General features: G+C 63.0%; 11 protein-coding genes. 2 read left to right on the top strand and 9 right to left on the bottom strand.

The window, feature by feature from the left end; genetic code table 11:
• Positions 1-134 precede the first annotated feature (134 nt).
• Together eccCa and ACQP0C_RS36780 are read left to right on the top strand one after the other, a co-directional pair.
• Positions 135-4175 (top strand): type VII secretion protein EccCa, encoded by a 4041-nt coding sequence (gene eccCa, locus ACQP0C_RS36785; protein WP_433727682.1) that lies wholly within the window; start codon positions 135-137, stop codon positions 4173-4175.
• 140 nt (positions 4176-4315) lie between these two features.
• Positions 4316-5629: a type VII secretion-associated protein gene (locus tag ACQP0C_RS36780; protein ID WP_433727680.1), complete on the top strand. Its 1314-nt coding sequence runs from the start codon at positions 4316-4318 to the stop codon at positions 5627-5629.
• 113 nt (positions 5630-5742) lie between these two features.
• Here ACQP0C_RS36780 and ACQP0C_RS36775 read toward each other — a convergent pair whose 3' ends face one another.
• From ACQP0C_RS36775 to ACQP0C_RS36735, 9 genes are all read right to left on the bottom strand, one after another.
• The gene (locus tag ACQP0C_RS36775) at positions 5743-6048 is read right to left on the bottom strand and encodes a WXG100 family type VII secretion target (protein WP_433727678.1); all 306 of its coding nucleotides are present in this window, start codon (positions 6046-6048) and stop codon (positions 5743-5745) included.
• 34 nt (positions 6049-6082) lie between these two features.
• Entirely contained in the window at positions 6083-6406 is a 324-nt protein-coding gene (locus ACQP0C_RS36770) for a WXG100 family type VII secretion target (protein WP_433727676.1), read from the bottom strand.
• A 373-nt stretch (positions 6407-6779) separates the two neighbouring features.
• Positions 6780-8363, bottom strand: a complete 1584-nt coding sequence (locus ACQP0C_RS36765; RefSeq protein ID WP_433727674.1) for a serine/threonine-protein kinase — start codon at positions 8361-8363, stop codon at positions 6780-6782.
• A 132-nt stretch (positions 8364-8495) separates the two neighbouring features.
• Positions 8496-9722, bottom strand: a complete 1227-nt coding sequence (locus ACQP0C_RS36760; protein ID WP_433727672.1) for a DUF7373 family lipoprotein — start codon at positions 9720-9722, stop codon at positions 8496-8498.
• Positions 9715-10911, bottom strand: coding sequence for a DUF7373 family lipoprotein (locus tag ACQP0C_RS36755; RefSeq protein WP_433727670.1), 1197 nt, complete (start codon positions 10909-10911; stop codon positions 9715-9717). The genes ACQP0C_RS36760 and ACQP0C_RS36755 overlap by 8 nt, the downstream gene beginning before the upstream one ends.
• A gap of 30 nt (positions 10912-10941) precedes the next feature.
• On the bottom strand, positions 10942-12168 hold the full coding sequence (locus ACQP0C_RS36750) for a DUF7373 family lipoprotein (RefSeq protein ID WP_433727668.1): 1227 nt from the start codon (positions 12166-12168) through the stop codon (positions 10942-10944).
• 78 nt (positions 12169-12246) lie between these two features.
• Entirely contained in the window at positions 12247-13344 is a 1098-nt protein-coding gene (locus tag ACQP0C_RS36745) for a DUF7373 family lipoprotein (RefSeq protein WP_433727665.1), read from the bottom strand.
• Positions 13345-13457: 113 nt separating this feature from the next.
• Positions 13458-14696: a DUF7373 family lipoprotein gene (locus ACQP0C_RS36740; RefSeq protein WP_433727663.1), complete on the bottom strand. Its 1239-nt coding sequence runs from the start codon at positions 14694-14696 to the stop codon at positions 13458-13460.
• A 37-nt stretch (positions 14697-14733) separates the two neighbouring features.
• On the bottom strand, positions 14734-16233 hold the full coding sequence (locus ACQP0C_RS36735; protein ID WP_433727661.1) for a serine/threonine-protein kinase: 1500 nt from the start codon (positions 16231-16233) through the stop codon (positions 14734-14736).
• Positions 16234-16243: the final 10 nt, after the last annotated feature.

Genomic DNA, 16243 nt, shown 5'->3' with positions numbered 1-16243 from the left:
CGTGAGCGAGGGGGCCAAGCTTGCGAACCCACCGTTCGGGCAGCAGAATGCTGGTCGAACTGTACGACATGTCAGCTGTGCCCTCTACACTGAGGCCGAAAAAGTGCAGCTTGCGAAGAGGGGGATCTCGTTCGATGAGTACCGTCCGGTTCCAGCGGCGTGCGCGTCGCGAGATGCCGCGCACGCCCGGTGGTGAGGTCACGCTGCAGCCGCCGCCCGAAATCCCACGGGTGACACCGGGCAGCCTGGTATCGAAGCTGATGCCGGTCGTGATGGTGGTCGGCATGGTCGGCATGATGGCGCTGCTGTTCACCCAGGGCGGCAGCATCTCGTCGAATCCGATGAGCATGATGTTCCCGATGATGATGGTCGTCTCCATGGTCGGCATGTTCGCCGGTCAGGGCGGCGGCAAGGGACAGAAGGCGGCCGAGGCGAACGAGGACCGCAAGGACTACCTGCGCTATCTCGACCAGGTCCGCAAGGATGTCGACCAGACCGCCGCCCAGCAGCGCGCCTCGGTCGAGTGGAGTCACCCTGAGCCGGCGCTGATCTGGATGTTGGCGGGGACTTCGCGCATGTGGGAACGCCGCGCCGGGGACAAGGACTTCTGCCACGCCCGCATCGGCATCGGCGGGCAGCGACTCGCCACCCGTCTGGTCGCGCCGGAGACCGGCCCGGTCGAGGAATTGGAGCCGATCGCCGCGGTCTCGCTACGCCGTTTCGTGCGCGCGCATTCGACGGTGCCCGATCTGCCGACCGCGATCGCGGTCAAGGGCTTCGCGACCATCGCCCTGGACGGCGACCGCGCCGAGGCCCGCGATATGACCCGCGCAATGCTGTTGCAGCTGTGCATGTTCCAGGCGCCGGACCAGGTCTTGATCGCCATCGTCTGCGGCCCGGACACCGCCCGCGAATGGGAGTGGACCAAGTGGCTGCCGCACACCCAGCATCCGGACGCGCAGGACGGCATCGGCACCCAGCGCATGTTCTACGGCTCGATCCGGGAGGCCACCGCCGGCCTGCATCCGTTGCTGGCCAACCGCGTTCGCTACTCCCGCAACCAGCCCGCCAACGCGAATCTGGTGCATATCGTCATTGTCGTCGATGGCGGCCTGCTGGAAGCCGAAGAAGACCAACTTCGCGAATCCGGCTACGAGGGCGTCACCATCATCGACTTGTGTGGTTACGCACCGCGTTTGGCCGTCTCGCGCGGTATCAAGATGGTCGTCGAGAACGGTGAATGCGTCGGCCGCGGCGCCACCGGCAACCAGGAGCGTTTCGCGCTCATCGACCGGATCAGCCCGCAGCAGGCCCAGCAGGTCGCGCGCCGGCTCGCCCCGTATCGCGCCGCGACCCAGCGCAGCAGCGATGTCGAACACGATGACGCCGAAGTGATCTCGACCTGGACCCAGCTGATGAAGCTCGGCGATATCGGTACCTTCAATCCCGAACACGCCTGGCGTCCGCGCTACGGCCGCGAGCGGCTGCGCGTGCCCTTCGGTGTCGGCGCGGACGGTGCGCCGATCGAACTCGATATCAAGGAAGCCGCCGAGAGCGGTATGGGTCCGCACGGATTGTGCATCGGCGCAACCGGTTCCGGTAAGTCGGAGTTCCTCCGCACCCTGGTGCTCAGCCTCTTGGCCACGCACTCACCGGACCAGTTGAACCTGGTGCTCGTCGACTTCAAGGGTGGTGCGACCTTCCTCGGTCTGGACGGTGTCCCGCACGTCGCGGCCGTCATCACCAACCTCGAAGAGGAAGCCGACCTCGTCGACCGTATGCGTGACGCGCTGGCCGGTGAAATGAACCGCCGCCAGGAAGTGCTGCGCCAGGCGGGCAATTTCGCCAACGTCTCCGAATACGAGAAGGCCCGCGCCGCCGGTGCCGACCTCGACCCGCTGCCCGCACTGTTCGTGGTGCTCGACGAGTTCTCCGAATTGCTCACCCAGCACCCGGATTTCGCCGAACTGTTCGTCATGATCGGCCGCCTCGGCCGGTCGCTGCACGTGCACCTGCTGCTGGCCTCGCAGCGCCTCGAGGAAGGCAAGCTGAAGGGCCTGGAGAGCCATCTCTCCTACCGCATCGGCCTGAAGACCTTCTCCGCCAATGAATCCCGCCAAGTTCTCGGTGTTCCCGACGCCTACAACCTGCCCGGCATCCCGGGCGGTGGCTATCTCAAGTCCGACTCGGGTGAGATCCAGCGATTTCAGGCCGCCTATGTCTCCGGCCCCTACGTCGGCGGCGGCTCCCAGCGCGAGGTCACCCAGGCCGGTGTCGCGGGCGGCGAAATCGACATCAAGGCACGCCCTTTCACCGCAACCCACGTCGACTTCCGCGCCATCGACCGCATCCCGCTGCCGTCGGCGCCGTCGCACGATCCGGAGCCGAAGTCCGAAGACGGCGAACAGATCTCCAACCTCAATATGCTGGCCTCCCGCATCAGCGGCCACGGCCGCCCGGCCCACGAGATCTGGCTCCCGCCCCTGGACGAGGCGCCCACCCTCGACCAGCTCATCCCGCGCAGCGTGCTCACCGGCGAATACTCCGCCGTCGCCACCCTGCGCGCGCCCATGGGCATTGTCGACCGCCCCTACGACCAGCGCCGCGACCCCTTTGTCGTCGACCTGTCGGGTTCCCGAGGCAATGTCGCCGTGGTCGGTGGCCCGCAGTCGGGTAAGTCGACCGCCCTGCGCACCATGATCATGGCGCTTTCCCTCACCCACACCGCAGAGCAGGTGCAGTTCTACTGCCTCGATTTCGGTGGCGGCACCCTGTCCAGCCTGGAGGGACTGCCGCATGTGGGTTCGGTGGCGAGCCGCTTGGACGAGGACAAGGTCCGCCGCACCATCGCCGAAATGACCACCATCGTCCGCCAGCGCGAGGCCCGGTTCCGCCAACTCGGCATCGAATCGATGACCGAATTCCGCCGCCTGCGCGCCATGGACCCGGCCAGCAGCCCCGGCGCCGCTGGCGCACACGAGGATCCGTTCGGCGACGTCTTCCTGGTGATCGACGGCTTCGGCTCCATCCGCCAGGACTTCGACCCGCTCGAACAGCCGATCATGAACCTTGCGGTACAGGGCCTTTCCTATGGCGTGCACGTCGTCATCGCCCTCAACCGCTGGGCCGAGGCCCGCCCTGCTCTGAAAGACCAGATCGGCACCCGCATCGAACTGCGCCTCGGCGACCCCATGGACTCCGATCTCGGCCGCAAGTTCGCAGCCCTTGTGCCCCAGGGGCGCCCGGGTCGCGGCATGACGCCGGAATGCCTGCACATGCTGACCGGTCTACCCCGCATCGACGGCAGCTCGGTTCAGGAAAACCTCGGCCAAGCCGTCGCGGACGCGGTCACAACCATCGCCCGCCTGACCCCGGGCCGCCCCGCTCCCGCCGCCAGGATGCTGCCGGAGATGTTGCCGCGCGAACAGTTGCTGCAGCTCGCGGGCAATTGGCCGTCGCAGGTGCAGCCCGGAGTCAAATGCATGCGTATTCCACTCGGTATCAACGAATCCGAGCTGGCTCCGGTGTATCTCGATTTCAATGAGAGTCCGCACTTCCTCGTCATCGGCGATACCGAGAGCGGTAAGACGACGCTCCTGCGATCGATCATCGAGGGCATCGCGGCATCGAATACTCCCAACGAAGCTCGCTTCATCCTGGGTGACTACCGGCGCTCAATGCTGGGGCTCGTGCCGGACGGATACCTCGCCGGATACGGTTCTACCGCACCACAGTTCACCCAGAACATGAACGATCTTGCGGCGTACGTTACCCAGCGGACGCCGGGCCCGGACGTGACCCCGCAGCAGTTGCGGGACCGCTCCTGGTGGAGCGGCCCGGAACTGTATGTCATCGTCGATGACTACGACTTGGTCGCGTCGTCTTCGGGGAATCCGGTGTCGGCTCTAGTGGAGCACCTGCCGCACGCTCGTGATCTGGGCTTCCATGTGATCATCGCTCGGCGATCCGGCGGTGCGAGCCGCGCGATGTACGAGGCGACGATCGCACGAATGAAGGACCTCGGATCGGCAGGTCTGATCATGAGCTGCAATAGGGATGAAGGTGTACTGATGGGCAGTACCCGTCCGGGCCCGAAGCCGCCCGGCCGTGGCACCTATGTCACGCGAAACACCGAAGGCCTTATCCAACTGGCGTGGATGCCTCCGGCGGTGTGATGCCAAGCGTCGATCTGGTTGTTATGGACACCCGTATCTGGGCGCGGGGCCCGGCCACGCATTGGGATATGCCGGCCTCGGTAGTTCTGGGCAGCAACGGGGATCTCGTTGTCGGAGAGCCCCTTACACCACCGACACAGGTGAGTTCCGCGGTCCAGTACGTCGACGCGGACCGGATAGCCCTGCTGCCGTGTGTTCCGGCCATCGGCGAGGCGATGACCGCGGTGATCGGCACGGTGCTACGGAACCTCGGTGTCGCGATTCCGTGCGAACAGGTCACCGTCGTGTGCCCGACCGAATGGGGCGGGCGACGACGCGCGGTCATCGATGATGCCGTGCGTCGCTTCGCCACCGATATCGTGTTCGAGGACATGGCAATACGCGCCGTGGTCGCTGATGCGGGCGCCGCGCGCAGCAGGCGCACGGTCGTGTTGGAGATCGGGCCGCTCTCAACTACCGCGACCGCCGTCGTGCGGACCCAGCAGGGCATTCATATCGAATCATGTGAACATGAACCAAATCTCGCGATATCCGATATCGCGCCGGAAACTCGTGGGTTCGATGAGCTGTCCGCGCTCTTCGAGCGTCTGCTCGCTGGTCAGCCCGCCGATATGGTTCAGGCGGTGGGTGTTTCGGATCCGGCGAAACTAGACCTCATCAGGTCGGTGGCACAGCAGTTCTGCGGACCGAGCGTAGAGCTGCGTGCGATCGCCGGAGCTGATCTGGTACGTGGACCGCGACCGGAGCCGGAATACCAACCCGAGATCACGCCATTGCCGACGACGGAATGGATGCAGCCGCTGCGGCAGCGGGCCGCGGCCATGCGGCCGCCCGGTCGCAATACCAAAATGTATGTGCTGGTTGCCGTTGCCGCGGTCGCGGTGGTTGCCGCAGCTGCCGTCGGTGCCGTGTTCGCGTTCGATGGCTCGGAAGACAAACCTACCGCCTCCGCAACGAGCACATCTGTGGCCGCGGGCCCGGCGCCTCCGTCGACCGGCGCACGGCTAGCGCCGACGACTACACCGAAGTCCGCATCGGAAACCGTTGGGCGCGTGAGCTTTCAGATGCCGGCCGGATGGCGATTCGCACAGGCACCTGACCCGAGCAAGTCGCGGGTCGATCTCGTCCCCTCGGACGGAACTCGGATGCGCATCACCCTGATCCAGACTCCGGTCGCCGCGGGCACCGGATACGAGCAGGTCGCGGCGAATCTCGACGCTCAGATGAAGCAGCGTCCGAGCGGTTCGGTCAGCGAGCTGAAGCGCGACGTCGTATTCGGCGGCAAATCGGGTCTGGCCTACACCGAACAGCCCGGCGATGGCTCAACCGTGAACTGGCATGTGTTGGTGGAGCACCGACTTCAGGTCAGTACGGGATGCCAGTACATCGGCGGCTGGGACTCGATCGCGCCGACCTGCGAGCAGTTCGCGGCATCCATACAGACGACGCCGTAAATCCTTCTCCCAGTAGGACAACGTGATACGGCCTGACCTGTTGTTCCGGTGTTCCGCACAAAAATTCGTGCCCCCGGCAATCTGCCGAGGGCACGAATGGTCTGTATCGAAGCTCAGAAAAGACCTGCGAGCGCCTTGTCGGTACCTTGCAGTTCGGAGTTGCCGGTGCTCACGAGCTGGCCCGCGCCCTTAAGTGTCACGTTCAATTGTTCTGCGTGCTGGTTCCACATACTTTGCAGCTGGCGGAATGCCTCGGAGGCCTCGCCATCCTCCCAGTTATCCTGCACGAACTTCAAGACCTCGCTCTTGAAGTCGTCGAGCATGGTCATGATGCCCTGGGCCTGGTTCTGGATGTCCGCGGCACCGGCTTCGACGGCAGAGAAGTCAGCGGAAATTTTGTTGACGGCGTTTGTCGCCATGTCAGCTCCTTAAAGTCCTGATCGCAACTACTGATTACAGCGGAGGAAGGTCGAGGCTCGAGGCGTGCGACTGCACGGTCTGCTGGAATGCTTGGTCTTGCGCGCTGAACTTTCCACTGGAATTCACCAGGTTCTCCACCGTCTGAAGGAGCTTGTCGTTCAGCTTATCGGCCTGGTAGTAGTAGCGCTCCATGAACGAGTCGAAGGCTCCGCGAGCCTCGCCGCTCCATGTAGCGGTGACGGCATCCTCATGCGCCTTGACCCGCTGGATCTCCTGAACCAGCCGGGAGTGCTTGTCTTCGCATTGGTGCGCGAAGGTCTTGAGCGCTGCCGCATCTACGCTTGCCTTTGGTGCCACTGTGGCTCCCTTCGGTTCCGGCCGACGATCCCAGTCAGCCTCTTCATCTGATTGGACGCGAGTGAGGATGGATCGGTTCCATCAATCTCGGAGAAAGTTCGGTCGATCAGAGGAACGGCCCAGACTTGCCGACGGGATCCCTTTGGGCTGGACCCCAGCAATCCCCTTATCGCGATCCGCCATGCCTGCGCCCCCTCGCTCCGCATACTCACTATCGCCGACGAGTGAGCCCCCCGGCGTGTGCCCACGGTACCGTACCTCGAGATGCGACGCTACCCTCTGCCACAGGTGGGAGTCAGGACACGAACAATCGGCGAGATCCCGTGTCAGGTACCAGAGTTCGGCACAGTCACGACGTGGCCGCCGTCCCGGTCTACTTCGTCACGATCTTGGCGATAGTGGGGACCATCTTGTCCGCAAGCACGTTGGGTGACTGGTCGGTCCACACCTGGAAGGCCTGAACAGCCGACGGATCGTCTACGACCACGATTTTGGCTTGGGTGTTCAACAATCCGCTCGGAAGACCAGCCAAGCCGCCGTTTCCGGCTTTGCTATCCGCTCTGAGCACGATGATGACGTCGCTGTCGATGTCCAAGGAATAAGTATTGACAGAAAGCGGACGCGGAGACTTCTCATCACCGACGGCCTTGGATTTCGGGCTGTATCTAAAACCGATGTCTTGCAGAAACTTCGACTGAGTGCTCGGAGTCAGTGTCACGGACAGTGTTGCGTTGCCGAAGTTGAACGCAGTAACAGATTTGCCATCGAATTCCGGATGGGCCTTGCGCACCTCGGCCAGTCGGTCGCTGCCTCCAGCGTCGGTGGAATCCGACTGATTGGCAAAGATGAACGTTCCAGCCGCTACGGCGGCCGCGACGACGAAGGTGATCACGGCCGGCACCAGGAAACGGCGGACGCTGGAGCGGCGGGCGCCACTGTTCCGTAGGGTCGCGACCAGGCTTTGGTCAGTGTCTTCGCGCCGATGTGACTCGGTTGGGTAGGTCGAACGGTGGGCTGCTGGCTGTGGCGAGAACGGTGCTGTGGTCGGGTGCGCCGTCAGAGGGTTCCTCGGATCAGTCGCGTGGGCCGGTCCGGGCGCCATGAACTGAGCAGTGCCGTACAGCGCGGCCTCGGCATCCTGTGTGAACTCCCGACACGTGCTGTATCGGTGAGCGGGATCTTTGGCCATGACCCTTTCGATCACGGCATCGAGTGCGGCGGGAAGCCCCGGGCGAACCGCGCTCAACTTGGGCGGCGGCTCATGGAGGTGCCCCATCATGACAACCGCGGGCATGGTTGATGGATACGGGTTATGCCCTGTCAGCAGTTTGAAGAACGAGCAGCCGAGGCTGTAGATGTCTGCGCGATGATCCAAACTGGTGCCGACCAACTGTTCTGGCGGTGCATAGGCAACCGTGGCCATGAAATTGCCTGTTGCGGTAAGGTCTTGGCCGTCCTCGGCTGACTTCGCGACGCCGAAGTCGGTTAGCAGAACGCGTTCCTCGTCGCCCGCCTCGGCGGCGGACAGGAGAAAGTTGGCCGGCTTGACGTCTCGGTGCAAGAGCCCGCGTCGATGTGCGTAGTCGAGCCCTTTGCCTACCTCTGACACGATGCGTAGTGCCCGTTGCGGGGTCATGACCGCAGGGCCCTTCCTGGCTTCGTCGGCCGCGTCGACTCCGTCGACGTACTGCATGGCGATCCACAGTTGGCCGTCCTCCTCGCCGCGGTTGTACACCGCGACGATGTTCGGATGGTCCAGTCCGGCAGCGAGGTTGGCTTCCCGCTCGAATCGCGCCCGGAACTCATCGTCAGTAGAGAGATCGGCACTGAGGACCTTCAGTGCGTCACGACGTGGGAGGATTGGATTTTGAGCTAGATAGACGGTTCCCATCCCGCCGCTGCCGAGAATCTGCAGCACCCGGTACCCGCCAACGATTGCACCGGGCCGCAACGCCATTCGGTCCTCCCTCAATGATTCGAATGCCCGGACACACGAGCCGTCCGGAGAAATCTAGCAAGCCGTGGCCAGGTGTTCGACTCGCATCAGCCGCGGAATGTCGAGGCCCAACAGAGTCGACCGTCGTCTCCATCAACGTCCGCTCGCCAGTAGTTTGTACTGCGCCGCTGTTCGCTGGTGTAGATCCTGGATGTTGCGCCCGGTCACCTTTGCGACGTACCGATCGAACGCGATCCAACACACCGGTGGGTAATCGGACGCGTAGGAGATGCCGGGCTTGGCGTTGTAGCAATGCGCAGCGGGAAGGTGAGGCGGGCTGTCGACCTTCGCGTAGTTGTCCTCGTCGACAACCGGCGCTTCCAGGGCGGCAATCAGCCGGGAGGTGCTCGGTGTGTCGCGTGTGCGGTAGATGGTGGTGGCCGATACTGCGATGTTGTCGAGTCCCGCGTCGTTGAAAGCGGCCATAGCCACGTTCGGATGCCTGTCGAAGTGCAGTGCCGCGTGCTTGGGAAAGATCGATGAGGGGTCGGATCCTCCGGGCTTGTTGTCCTTGTCGAAAGGCAGCGTGCGGCTGAGCAGCCCGTCAACGTCGAGCGGCAGCGACTTGATCTGGTCGGGCGGTGTGGGGGAGTAGCCCTTGAGCATCTCGATCTGCTTGTCAAATGCCCGCTTCACCAGGTCAGCTTGTTCAGCCGGGGTGAACGGGATGCTGATGGGGTCATCGACCCGCACGTAAAGAAGCATGTCACCATGGGCGAGCCACGACGCCAGCCATGGTGAACCGTATGCAACCTTTGCGATGTAGGTAGTGCGGGCCTCCGGATATTCCGAGATGCGGAAACTCTCCCCGGCGGTCCGGTCGGCCAACGCTTGCATCGCGGTTCTGGCTCGATCCGCGCTGGAAAAGCGGATTATGTCCATTTCGATCTCACGCCCAGCGCCTGATTGTTCCCGGCGCTGACCGAAGCTGTACCAGCCCGCTACGAGTCCGGGGGCGATTGCGTTGAACTCGCCAGACTCCAATTTGGTGCCAGTGAAGTAAGGAGAGCTCTGCGGGGTGAGCGTTCGACTGATGAACTTGTGATAGTCGAAGATGAATCGGTTGTCAATGTCCATGACGAGAGGAGTTGCTTCGCCGATTCGAATTGCTTCACGGATCGCGCTCGTGTCGTCGGTCCTGGTGCTGTCGATATCCCTCGGAGTGGTTGGATAGTTACCCGAATCCAGTTTCGATATGTCGATTGCCGCATCGCTATGGTTGGAATCGTCGCCTCCGCACGAACTTGCGGACAACGCGAATATCAATGCAAAGGCAGTGGCGCATAAGCGAAGGCTTCGCCGCATGATTCGATCACTCACTCTTCACTAGAATTGAGTACTGCCCGGCTGTCCGTTCCTCGAGAGGTCGATCAACCCTTGCCAGGTCGGGGAATTTGGATACAACGACGGCAACGTAGCGGTCGTAGACGATCGCGCAAAAGCTACTGTACAGTCGATTCAGGTCGGTCACGTCGAGCCGTATGCACCGTGCATCGCTGAGACCCGGAGGCGGGTCAAGTACAGTATCGTTCTTGCCGGGTTTGGTTAATGCGGTTTGCAGTCGAATCGCGCCGGCGAGGTCCCGGGCTCGATAGACAGTGCTGGCCCGCCGGCCGATCAGATCCACGCCGCCTTCTTCGAAGGCCTTCCGGACCTCGATCGGATTTCGCTCGAAATGGAGTATCCCGGAGGGTTCGAACGAGCCGAAATCTTCCTCGTACAGGCTCAGGAATGGATCAGAGTAGTCTGTCGCTCTTGGTGCCGCTCGCCGCATGACGCCATCGGGGTCCAGAGGCAGATCCAGCAGGTCGTCGAGTGGAACAGGCTTCTGCCGATCGAGTTGGGCTATCTGAAGTTCTATCGCCTTTTTTATTGTTCCGGCGACCTTGTCCCTGTCCGGTTCCGGTAGCCCCGCGCTGATCACGATGAGATACGGACCGTGTGGTTGGAATGCAGTCGCGCCACGGTCGTCGGCGGACGTCGCCCGTGCATCGGCGTGACCATCGATCGGAAAGGTATGACGCTCGCTCTGTTCAGTGGTTATTCTCATGAAATCGTCTGCCGCATTCTTGCTGTCAGTTTCTGACGCGAATCGCAGAATCGATACGATCAGCTTCTTGGTGCTGCGTAAACTGCCGTTTGTTCGCGACACGTATGCACCGGCGATGAGATTATTATTTTCGGCGACGGGCGCGTATACTGCGGGCAGTGCGCCATCCAGGGTCATGGTGTGTGGGTCAGCAATTAGCCTGACAAATCCGACTTGCGTCAGCTCGCTATCCACATCGAAGGGATGCACAAGGTAGTTGAGCATCCGGCGTGCTTCGACGAACCGGATCGACTGCGCCGTGTTGGCGCCGTATTTTAGTTTGAACGGTGAGGGTGCGGTGGCTGCTGCCCCGGTTCTAAGAGAGGATAAATCGACGGGCGCTAAGCCTGGCAGTGGTTTACCGTCGATCGAGCTGGCGCAACTGGTGCCCGCAATCAGCGCAACAGTCAGGATGGCCATAGCGGACAATCGTTTCTTCATGGATCGTCCTCATCGCGCTGTCAGGAGAGCGTACTGGGCAGAGATCTTTTGATGAAGATCCTGGAGCTGCTTCGCGGCCGCTTGCGCGACATATCGATCGACCTGAAAGGCGCAGAGGTTCATTGTTACGAGCTCTTTGTCCAGAGACTGTGTCGTCTGCGCGTAGCACTCGATGTTCTGGCCGAGTCCGGGTGGTGTCTCGACTTGCTTTTCGCCAGGCCGTAGGTGTGTCGACGGCTGCCACTCCCGCCAGAGGGCTTCGGAGCCCTTCTGGGATCTGCTTCGAAATACGACGGCGTCGCCGAAGGAGACCAGATCGACTTCAGTGCGTTCGAGTTCTGGCAGCATGTCCTGTCCTGGACTTAACAGCAGCGTCAGTGATCCCCGTCCGGTATAGATGCCGTCCGGCTCGGCACGTATCGGCTTCTCCGGATTGCTGGGAAGGGTGCGACCGAGCAGGCCTTGCGGGTCGAGGGGAATGCGTTGGAGTTCTGCCGCCGGGGTCGGCTGGAACTTGTCCAGCAGCGGGAGTTGTACGTCGAGCATCTTTTGGACCTGCGTTGTCAGCGCCGGAAGGTCGGGCGCCGAGGTGTCGTCGACGACCTTCATGAAGATGACGTATCGGTCGTGGACGGTCCACGAACCGATGGATGAGACGCTCGGCCGCCAATGCGCCGTCGTGCTCGGGTAGTTGGGGATCGGGACCTGCTCATTGCCGTTGTTGTAGGTGAAGTCGTCGTGTTCGAGCGTCGGGCCAACGGTCTTGGCGGTCTGAGCGTCAGGGAACATAAAGACCGCGAGGTTCAGCGTGCGCTGTTTGTGATCCGGGTTGTCGGCCGTCGCCCAAGCATTGACCCATCCCGCAACGAGGTCTTTGGCGACATCATCGAAGGTGTCATTGATTATCAGCGGGCCCAGGGTCTTCCTGTTGAGCACAATATGTGGCCGGTTAACCCATGCGTCTTCGACGTATGCCTGATCCGCTTCGTACGGCAACGCCACATAGTCGGCCAGCCGCTGCGCCTCGCGTGCCCGGGCCTGCTTATCGCTCTTGGCGTTGCCGATCTCGCGTGGCTTCGTCTGGTAGTTCCCGACATTCAGCTGCGAAACATCGGTCCCGACGCGCCCGGGATTGCCGGTCACCTCGGAGCCGCAACCGCCAGCCGCCGCCAGAATGCCTACCGTCGCAAGGGCATACGCGGTTCGAAACCGAATTGATCTCACGGCGAGCTTCATCGCCGTCCCCCCTTCGTACGCATACTTGTCGCGGATACTACTTGACGCGCGCTTGGTCTACCGGGCCCAGCAGTGCACCTACTTACCGAAGGCCAGCAGTCTGTATTGGGCCGCGAGCTTTTGGTCGAGATCCTGGCGCTGGTTGGCGGTGATGGCGGCTACGTAGCGGTCATACGGTAGGTAGCAGATGAATTCGACGAGGTTGCGGGATTTGGTCGCGTCGTTGACGAGCTTCTTCGAGCATTTGGCGGTGGGGAGGCCGGGTGGGCTGTCGGTGGGTTCGAAGAGGCCGGTGAGTTGGTCGAGGAAGCTTGCGGTGAGTCTGCTTGCGGCGGCGGGGTCGGCGGTGCGGTAGATCGAGGAGTCGCTGTGGGCGATCAGGTCGACCTTGGCGTCGTCGAATGCGCGCTTGCTGATATCGGGGCGTTCCTCGAGGTGCAGGGCGGCGTGGGGTGTGTAGGCGCCGGTGATGTCGGCGTAACCCTCGGCGGGCTGGTTCGCCAGCGTTCGGGCGACCAAGCCGTCGATATCGGCGGGTTCCTGCGCGACCTTGTCCGATGGTGTCGGGGTGTAGCCCTTCAGCAGTTCGAATTGCTTGTCGAGCAGCTTCTTGGTGAAGTCGATCAGCGGGGCCGGATCCGGTGGGGTCGCGAGGCCGTTGCCGACGTAGGTGTAGAGCAGGTAGTCGTCGCGCGCGATCCAGGTATGGACGGCATCATATTGGCTCAGTGCGGATTTGGCGTTCGGATAGCCGGGAATCGAGAGCGGCCCTTTGCGGGGGTAGGTGTCGTTCTTCTCGTCGGAGAACACGTCCATGGCGGTCTTCGCCTGCGCATTGTCAGAGAATCGAAGCAGGGTCAGGTCGATGTTCTGCCCGAGCGAATTGTTCTTCCTGCGGTGCCCCGACGTGGTCCAGCCCGCGACAAGACCGGGGGCCGCGGCGGCGAAGTCGTCGACGGATCCGCCCAGCCAGCCATTTCGCGGCGGATTCTGCGGGGTGAACGGATGCAGGTAGAACGGGCGCTGGTTGTAGACCAGGCGACTGTCCAGATCCATCATCAGCGGCACGAATTCGGCCAGCCGGATGGACTCCTGTACCGCACCGGTTTCCGCCGTTCGCTGCTTGTCGATATCGCGCGGTGTCGTCGGATAATTTCCGGGCGCCAGCTTCGACACATCCACCGCGGGGGCGGGTTCGTCTGACCCGCCGCAGGCGGTGGTCATCGCGAGTGCGGCCGCAATTGCGAGGCAGAGCAGGCTATTTCGGTATCGACAGTTCATCGGTGCGCTCACTGGGTCTTGGCCAGGATCGAATACTGTGCGGCGGTCGCCTGGTAAAGCACCGGGTCGAATATCCCGAGACCCTGTCCCTGGGAACCGAGCACCGCGACGTAGCGGTCGTACACGAGGATGCACAGATATTTGCTGTTGAAGATCGGCTCCGATTCGTCCAGCTTCAGACAGCGCGCGTCGGGCAGACCCGGTGGGCTGTCGATCGCCTCGTCATCGGTGCCCAAGTGCGCCAACGCGTTCTGGAGCCGAAATGATGCCGCTAGGTCACGGGTGCGGTAAATGATCGACTGGTGCTGTGCGACGAGATCGGTACCGGCTTCTTGCAGCGTCCGCTTCAGATCGGGGCCGTCGCGCTCGAAGTGCAATTGCCCGATGCCGTCATAGATACCGACGTAGTTGTCCCGCGAGTACTCCCGTGTCTCCTTGGTCGGCGGCAGTGTGCGCCGCATGATGCCGTCGGGGTTCAGCGGCAGGTCGAGGATATCGTCCACCGGTGTCGGGACCAGGCTGTCCAGCTTGGGAATTTGCAAGTCCAGCATTTTCTTGAATTGCGTCCCAAGGGCTTTCGAGTCGGATTCCGGCATGGTGATCATGCTGAGCAGTACGAACGGACCACGTGCGAGGAAGACGTACCCCTTCTTATCGTTGTCCGAGGAGGCCCGGATATCCGGATAGCCGTCGATCGCCACCGGGTGCCGCCCTGGTTTGAATTCATCGGTCGCCCGGTCGAATTCGGCGGCCGCGGTGCGTGCCGCGGCGTCGGAGGGGAAGCGAAGTAGCGCGATGGCCAGATTCTTGATGCTGCGCAGGCTGTCGTTGGACCGCTGCGTGTACACCCCGGCGATGAAGTTGTTGCGCTCGACGACCGGCAGGTACTGACCGGGCAGTACACCGACCAAACCGTCGTCGAAGATCGAGGACGTCGCCTCCACCAGCCGGGTGTCGACGAGGTGGCCGATATCGCTGTCGACGTCATAGGGCAGCACCAAATAGCCCAGCATGCGCCGGGATTCGATGCGGAAGACGTCGTCCTTCTCGAAACCGTCGACGGTGTAGTCGCGCGGTGCGGACGGGTAGGGGCCGATAGTGAGGCCCTTCGGATCCACCGCGGTCATGCCGGGTGCGGCGTGACCGGAAACCTCGGTGGCACAGCCAGCGACACCGCCGACGACGAACATCGCCACCGTCGCGGCGATCGCTGCTGTTCGAAGTTTCGATGTCGCGGCGAATCTCACGTCCCACCCGTCCCGTTCGCTTTCCTCCGGGCGGATACTACTTCACCTGGGCCTCGAGCACCGGGACCAGCTTCTCCAGCAGGACCGCCTCCGAACCCGTTGTCCAGTCGCGGATGGCGCGCACGGTTTGCGGGTCGTCGATGGCGATGACGATGGCGGTGGAGTCGAGCAGTGCGCCGGGGAGTCCGCGCAGACCGCCGGAGCCGGAACCGGCGTCGCTGCGAATGGCCAGCACATAGCCGGATTGGATCTTGCCGAAAACGCTGTACTTGTTGCTGTCGGCGACCGGGCGCAGTGTCGGTTCGTCGCCGGTCCTGGTGAAGGTCGGGTTGTAGGTGAAGCCGAGGTCTTGGAGGAAGGCGGTCGGGTTGGACGGGGTGAGGAAGACCGCGTCCTGATTGTCGGTGATATCGACCATGGTCAGCCGCTTGCCCAGAAACTGCGGATGCTGTTTGCGGACTTCGTCTTTGGACAGTGCCGCGGTCGCCGTCGCGGGCGTCCGCTGATCGCCGGATTCGGCCCGGACACCGATCCCGACCGCGAGCGCGATCGTCACGACGGCCGCCGCGGCAATGGCGATCCAGCGGCCGCGGGGCGCGGTGACCTGTTCAGTAGGTGGTGCGGGCTGCGGCGGTGCGGGTGTGAAGACCTGGATGGGGTAGGTGGGTGAGGTATTCGTGCGGGCGGGGGCGTGGCCGGATTTCAACGCATCGGTTGCGGCGTCGGTGAATTCGCGACAGGTGCCGAACCGGTCCGCCGGATTCTTGGCCATGGCGATGGCGAGCACATCGTCGATGGCGGGCGGCAGGCCCGGTCGCGTATCGGTCGCGCGCGGCGGGGGCTGTTGCAGATGGCCCATCATCGTCACGGTCGGCTGATCGGACGGGAACGGATTCCGGCCGGTGAGCAGCTTATAGAACGAGCAGGCGAGGCTGTAGATATCCGAGCGCGGATCGAGGTGGTGGCCGGATAGCTGTTCGGGGGAGGCGTAGGCGATGGTGGCGACGAAGGTGCCGGCCTGGGTGAGTTCGCTTGCGTCGTCGGCGGATTTGGCGACACCGAAGTCGGCGAGCAGGACCCGCTCCTCATCGCTGTCATCGGTGGTGAGCAGGAAGTTCGCCGGTTTGATATCGCGGTGCAGCAACCCTTTGCGGTGCGCGTAGTCCAGGCCCTTGCCGACGTCGGTGATGATCCGCAGCGCGCGCAGCGGATGCATACCGTGCGGGTCGCGGGCGACTTCGGCGGCCGCGTCGATGCCGGGCACGTACTGCATGGCGATCCACAGCTGACCGTATTCCTCGCCGCGGTTGTAGACCGCGACGATATTCGGATGGTCGAGCCCCGCGGCGACATTGGCCTCGCGTTCGAACCGGGTCCGGAACTCGTGGTCGGCCGTGTGCTGGGCGCCGAGCACCTTGATGGCGTCCTTGCGCGGCAGGCTGGGGTGCCGAGCCAGGTAGACCGTCCCCATACCGCCCGCGCCGATCTGCTTTTCGATGCGGTAGCCGCCGATGATGGTGCCGGGGCTCAGTGCCATGGCTGATCTC

Source organism: Nocardia sp. CA-129566 (assembly GCF_050956075.1).
Classification (GTDB): Bacteria; Actinomycetota; Actinomycetes; order Mycobacteriales; family Mycobacteriaceae; genus Nocardia.
This window is presented reverse-complemented; position numbering and strand designations above follow the sequence as displayed.

Bases quoted from the DNA above. Each gene is read 5' to 3' on its own strand.
- eccCa (WP_433727682.1), top strand. From the start codon at position 135: ATGAGTACCGTCCGGTTCCAGCGGCGTGCGCGTCGCGAGATGCCGCGC.
- ACQP0C_RS36755 (WP_433727670.1), bottom strand. From the start codon at position 10,911: ATGGCCATCCTGACTGTTGCGCTGATTGCGGGCACCAGTTGCGCCAGC.
- ACQP0C_RS36765 (WP_433727674.1), bottom strand. From the start codon at position 8,363: ATGGCGTTGCGGCCCGGTGCAATCGTTGGCGGGTACCGGGTGCTGCAG.
- ACQP0C_RS36735 (WP_433727661.1), bottom strand. From the start codon at position 16,233: ATGGCACTGAGCCCCGGCACCATCATCGGCGGCTACCGCATCGAAAAG.
- ACQP0C_RS36750 (WP_433727668.1), bottom strand. From the start codon at position 12,168: ATGAAGCTCGCCGTGAGATCAATTCGGTTTCGAACCGCGTATGCCCTT.
- ACQP0C_RS36775 (WP_433727678.1), bottom strand. From the start codon at position 6,048: ATGGCGACAAACGCCGTCAACAAAATTTCCGCTGACTTCTCTGCCGTC.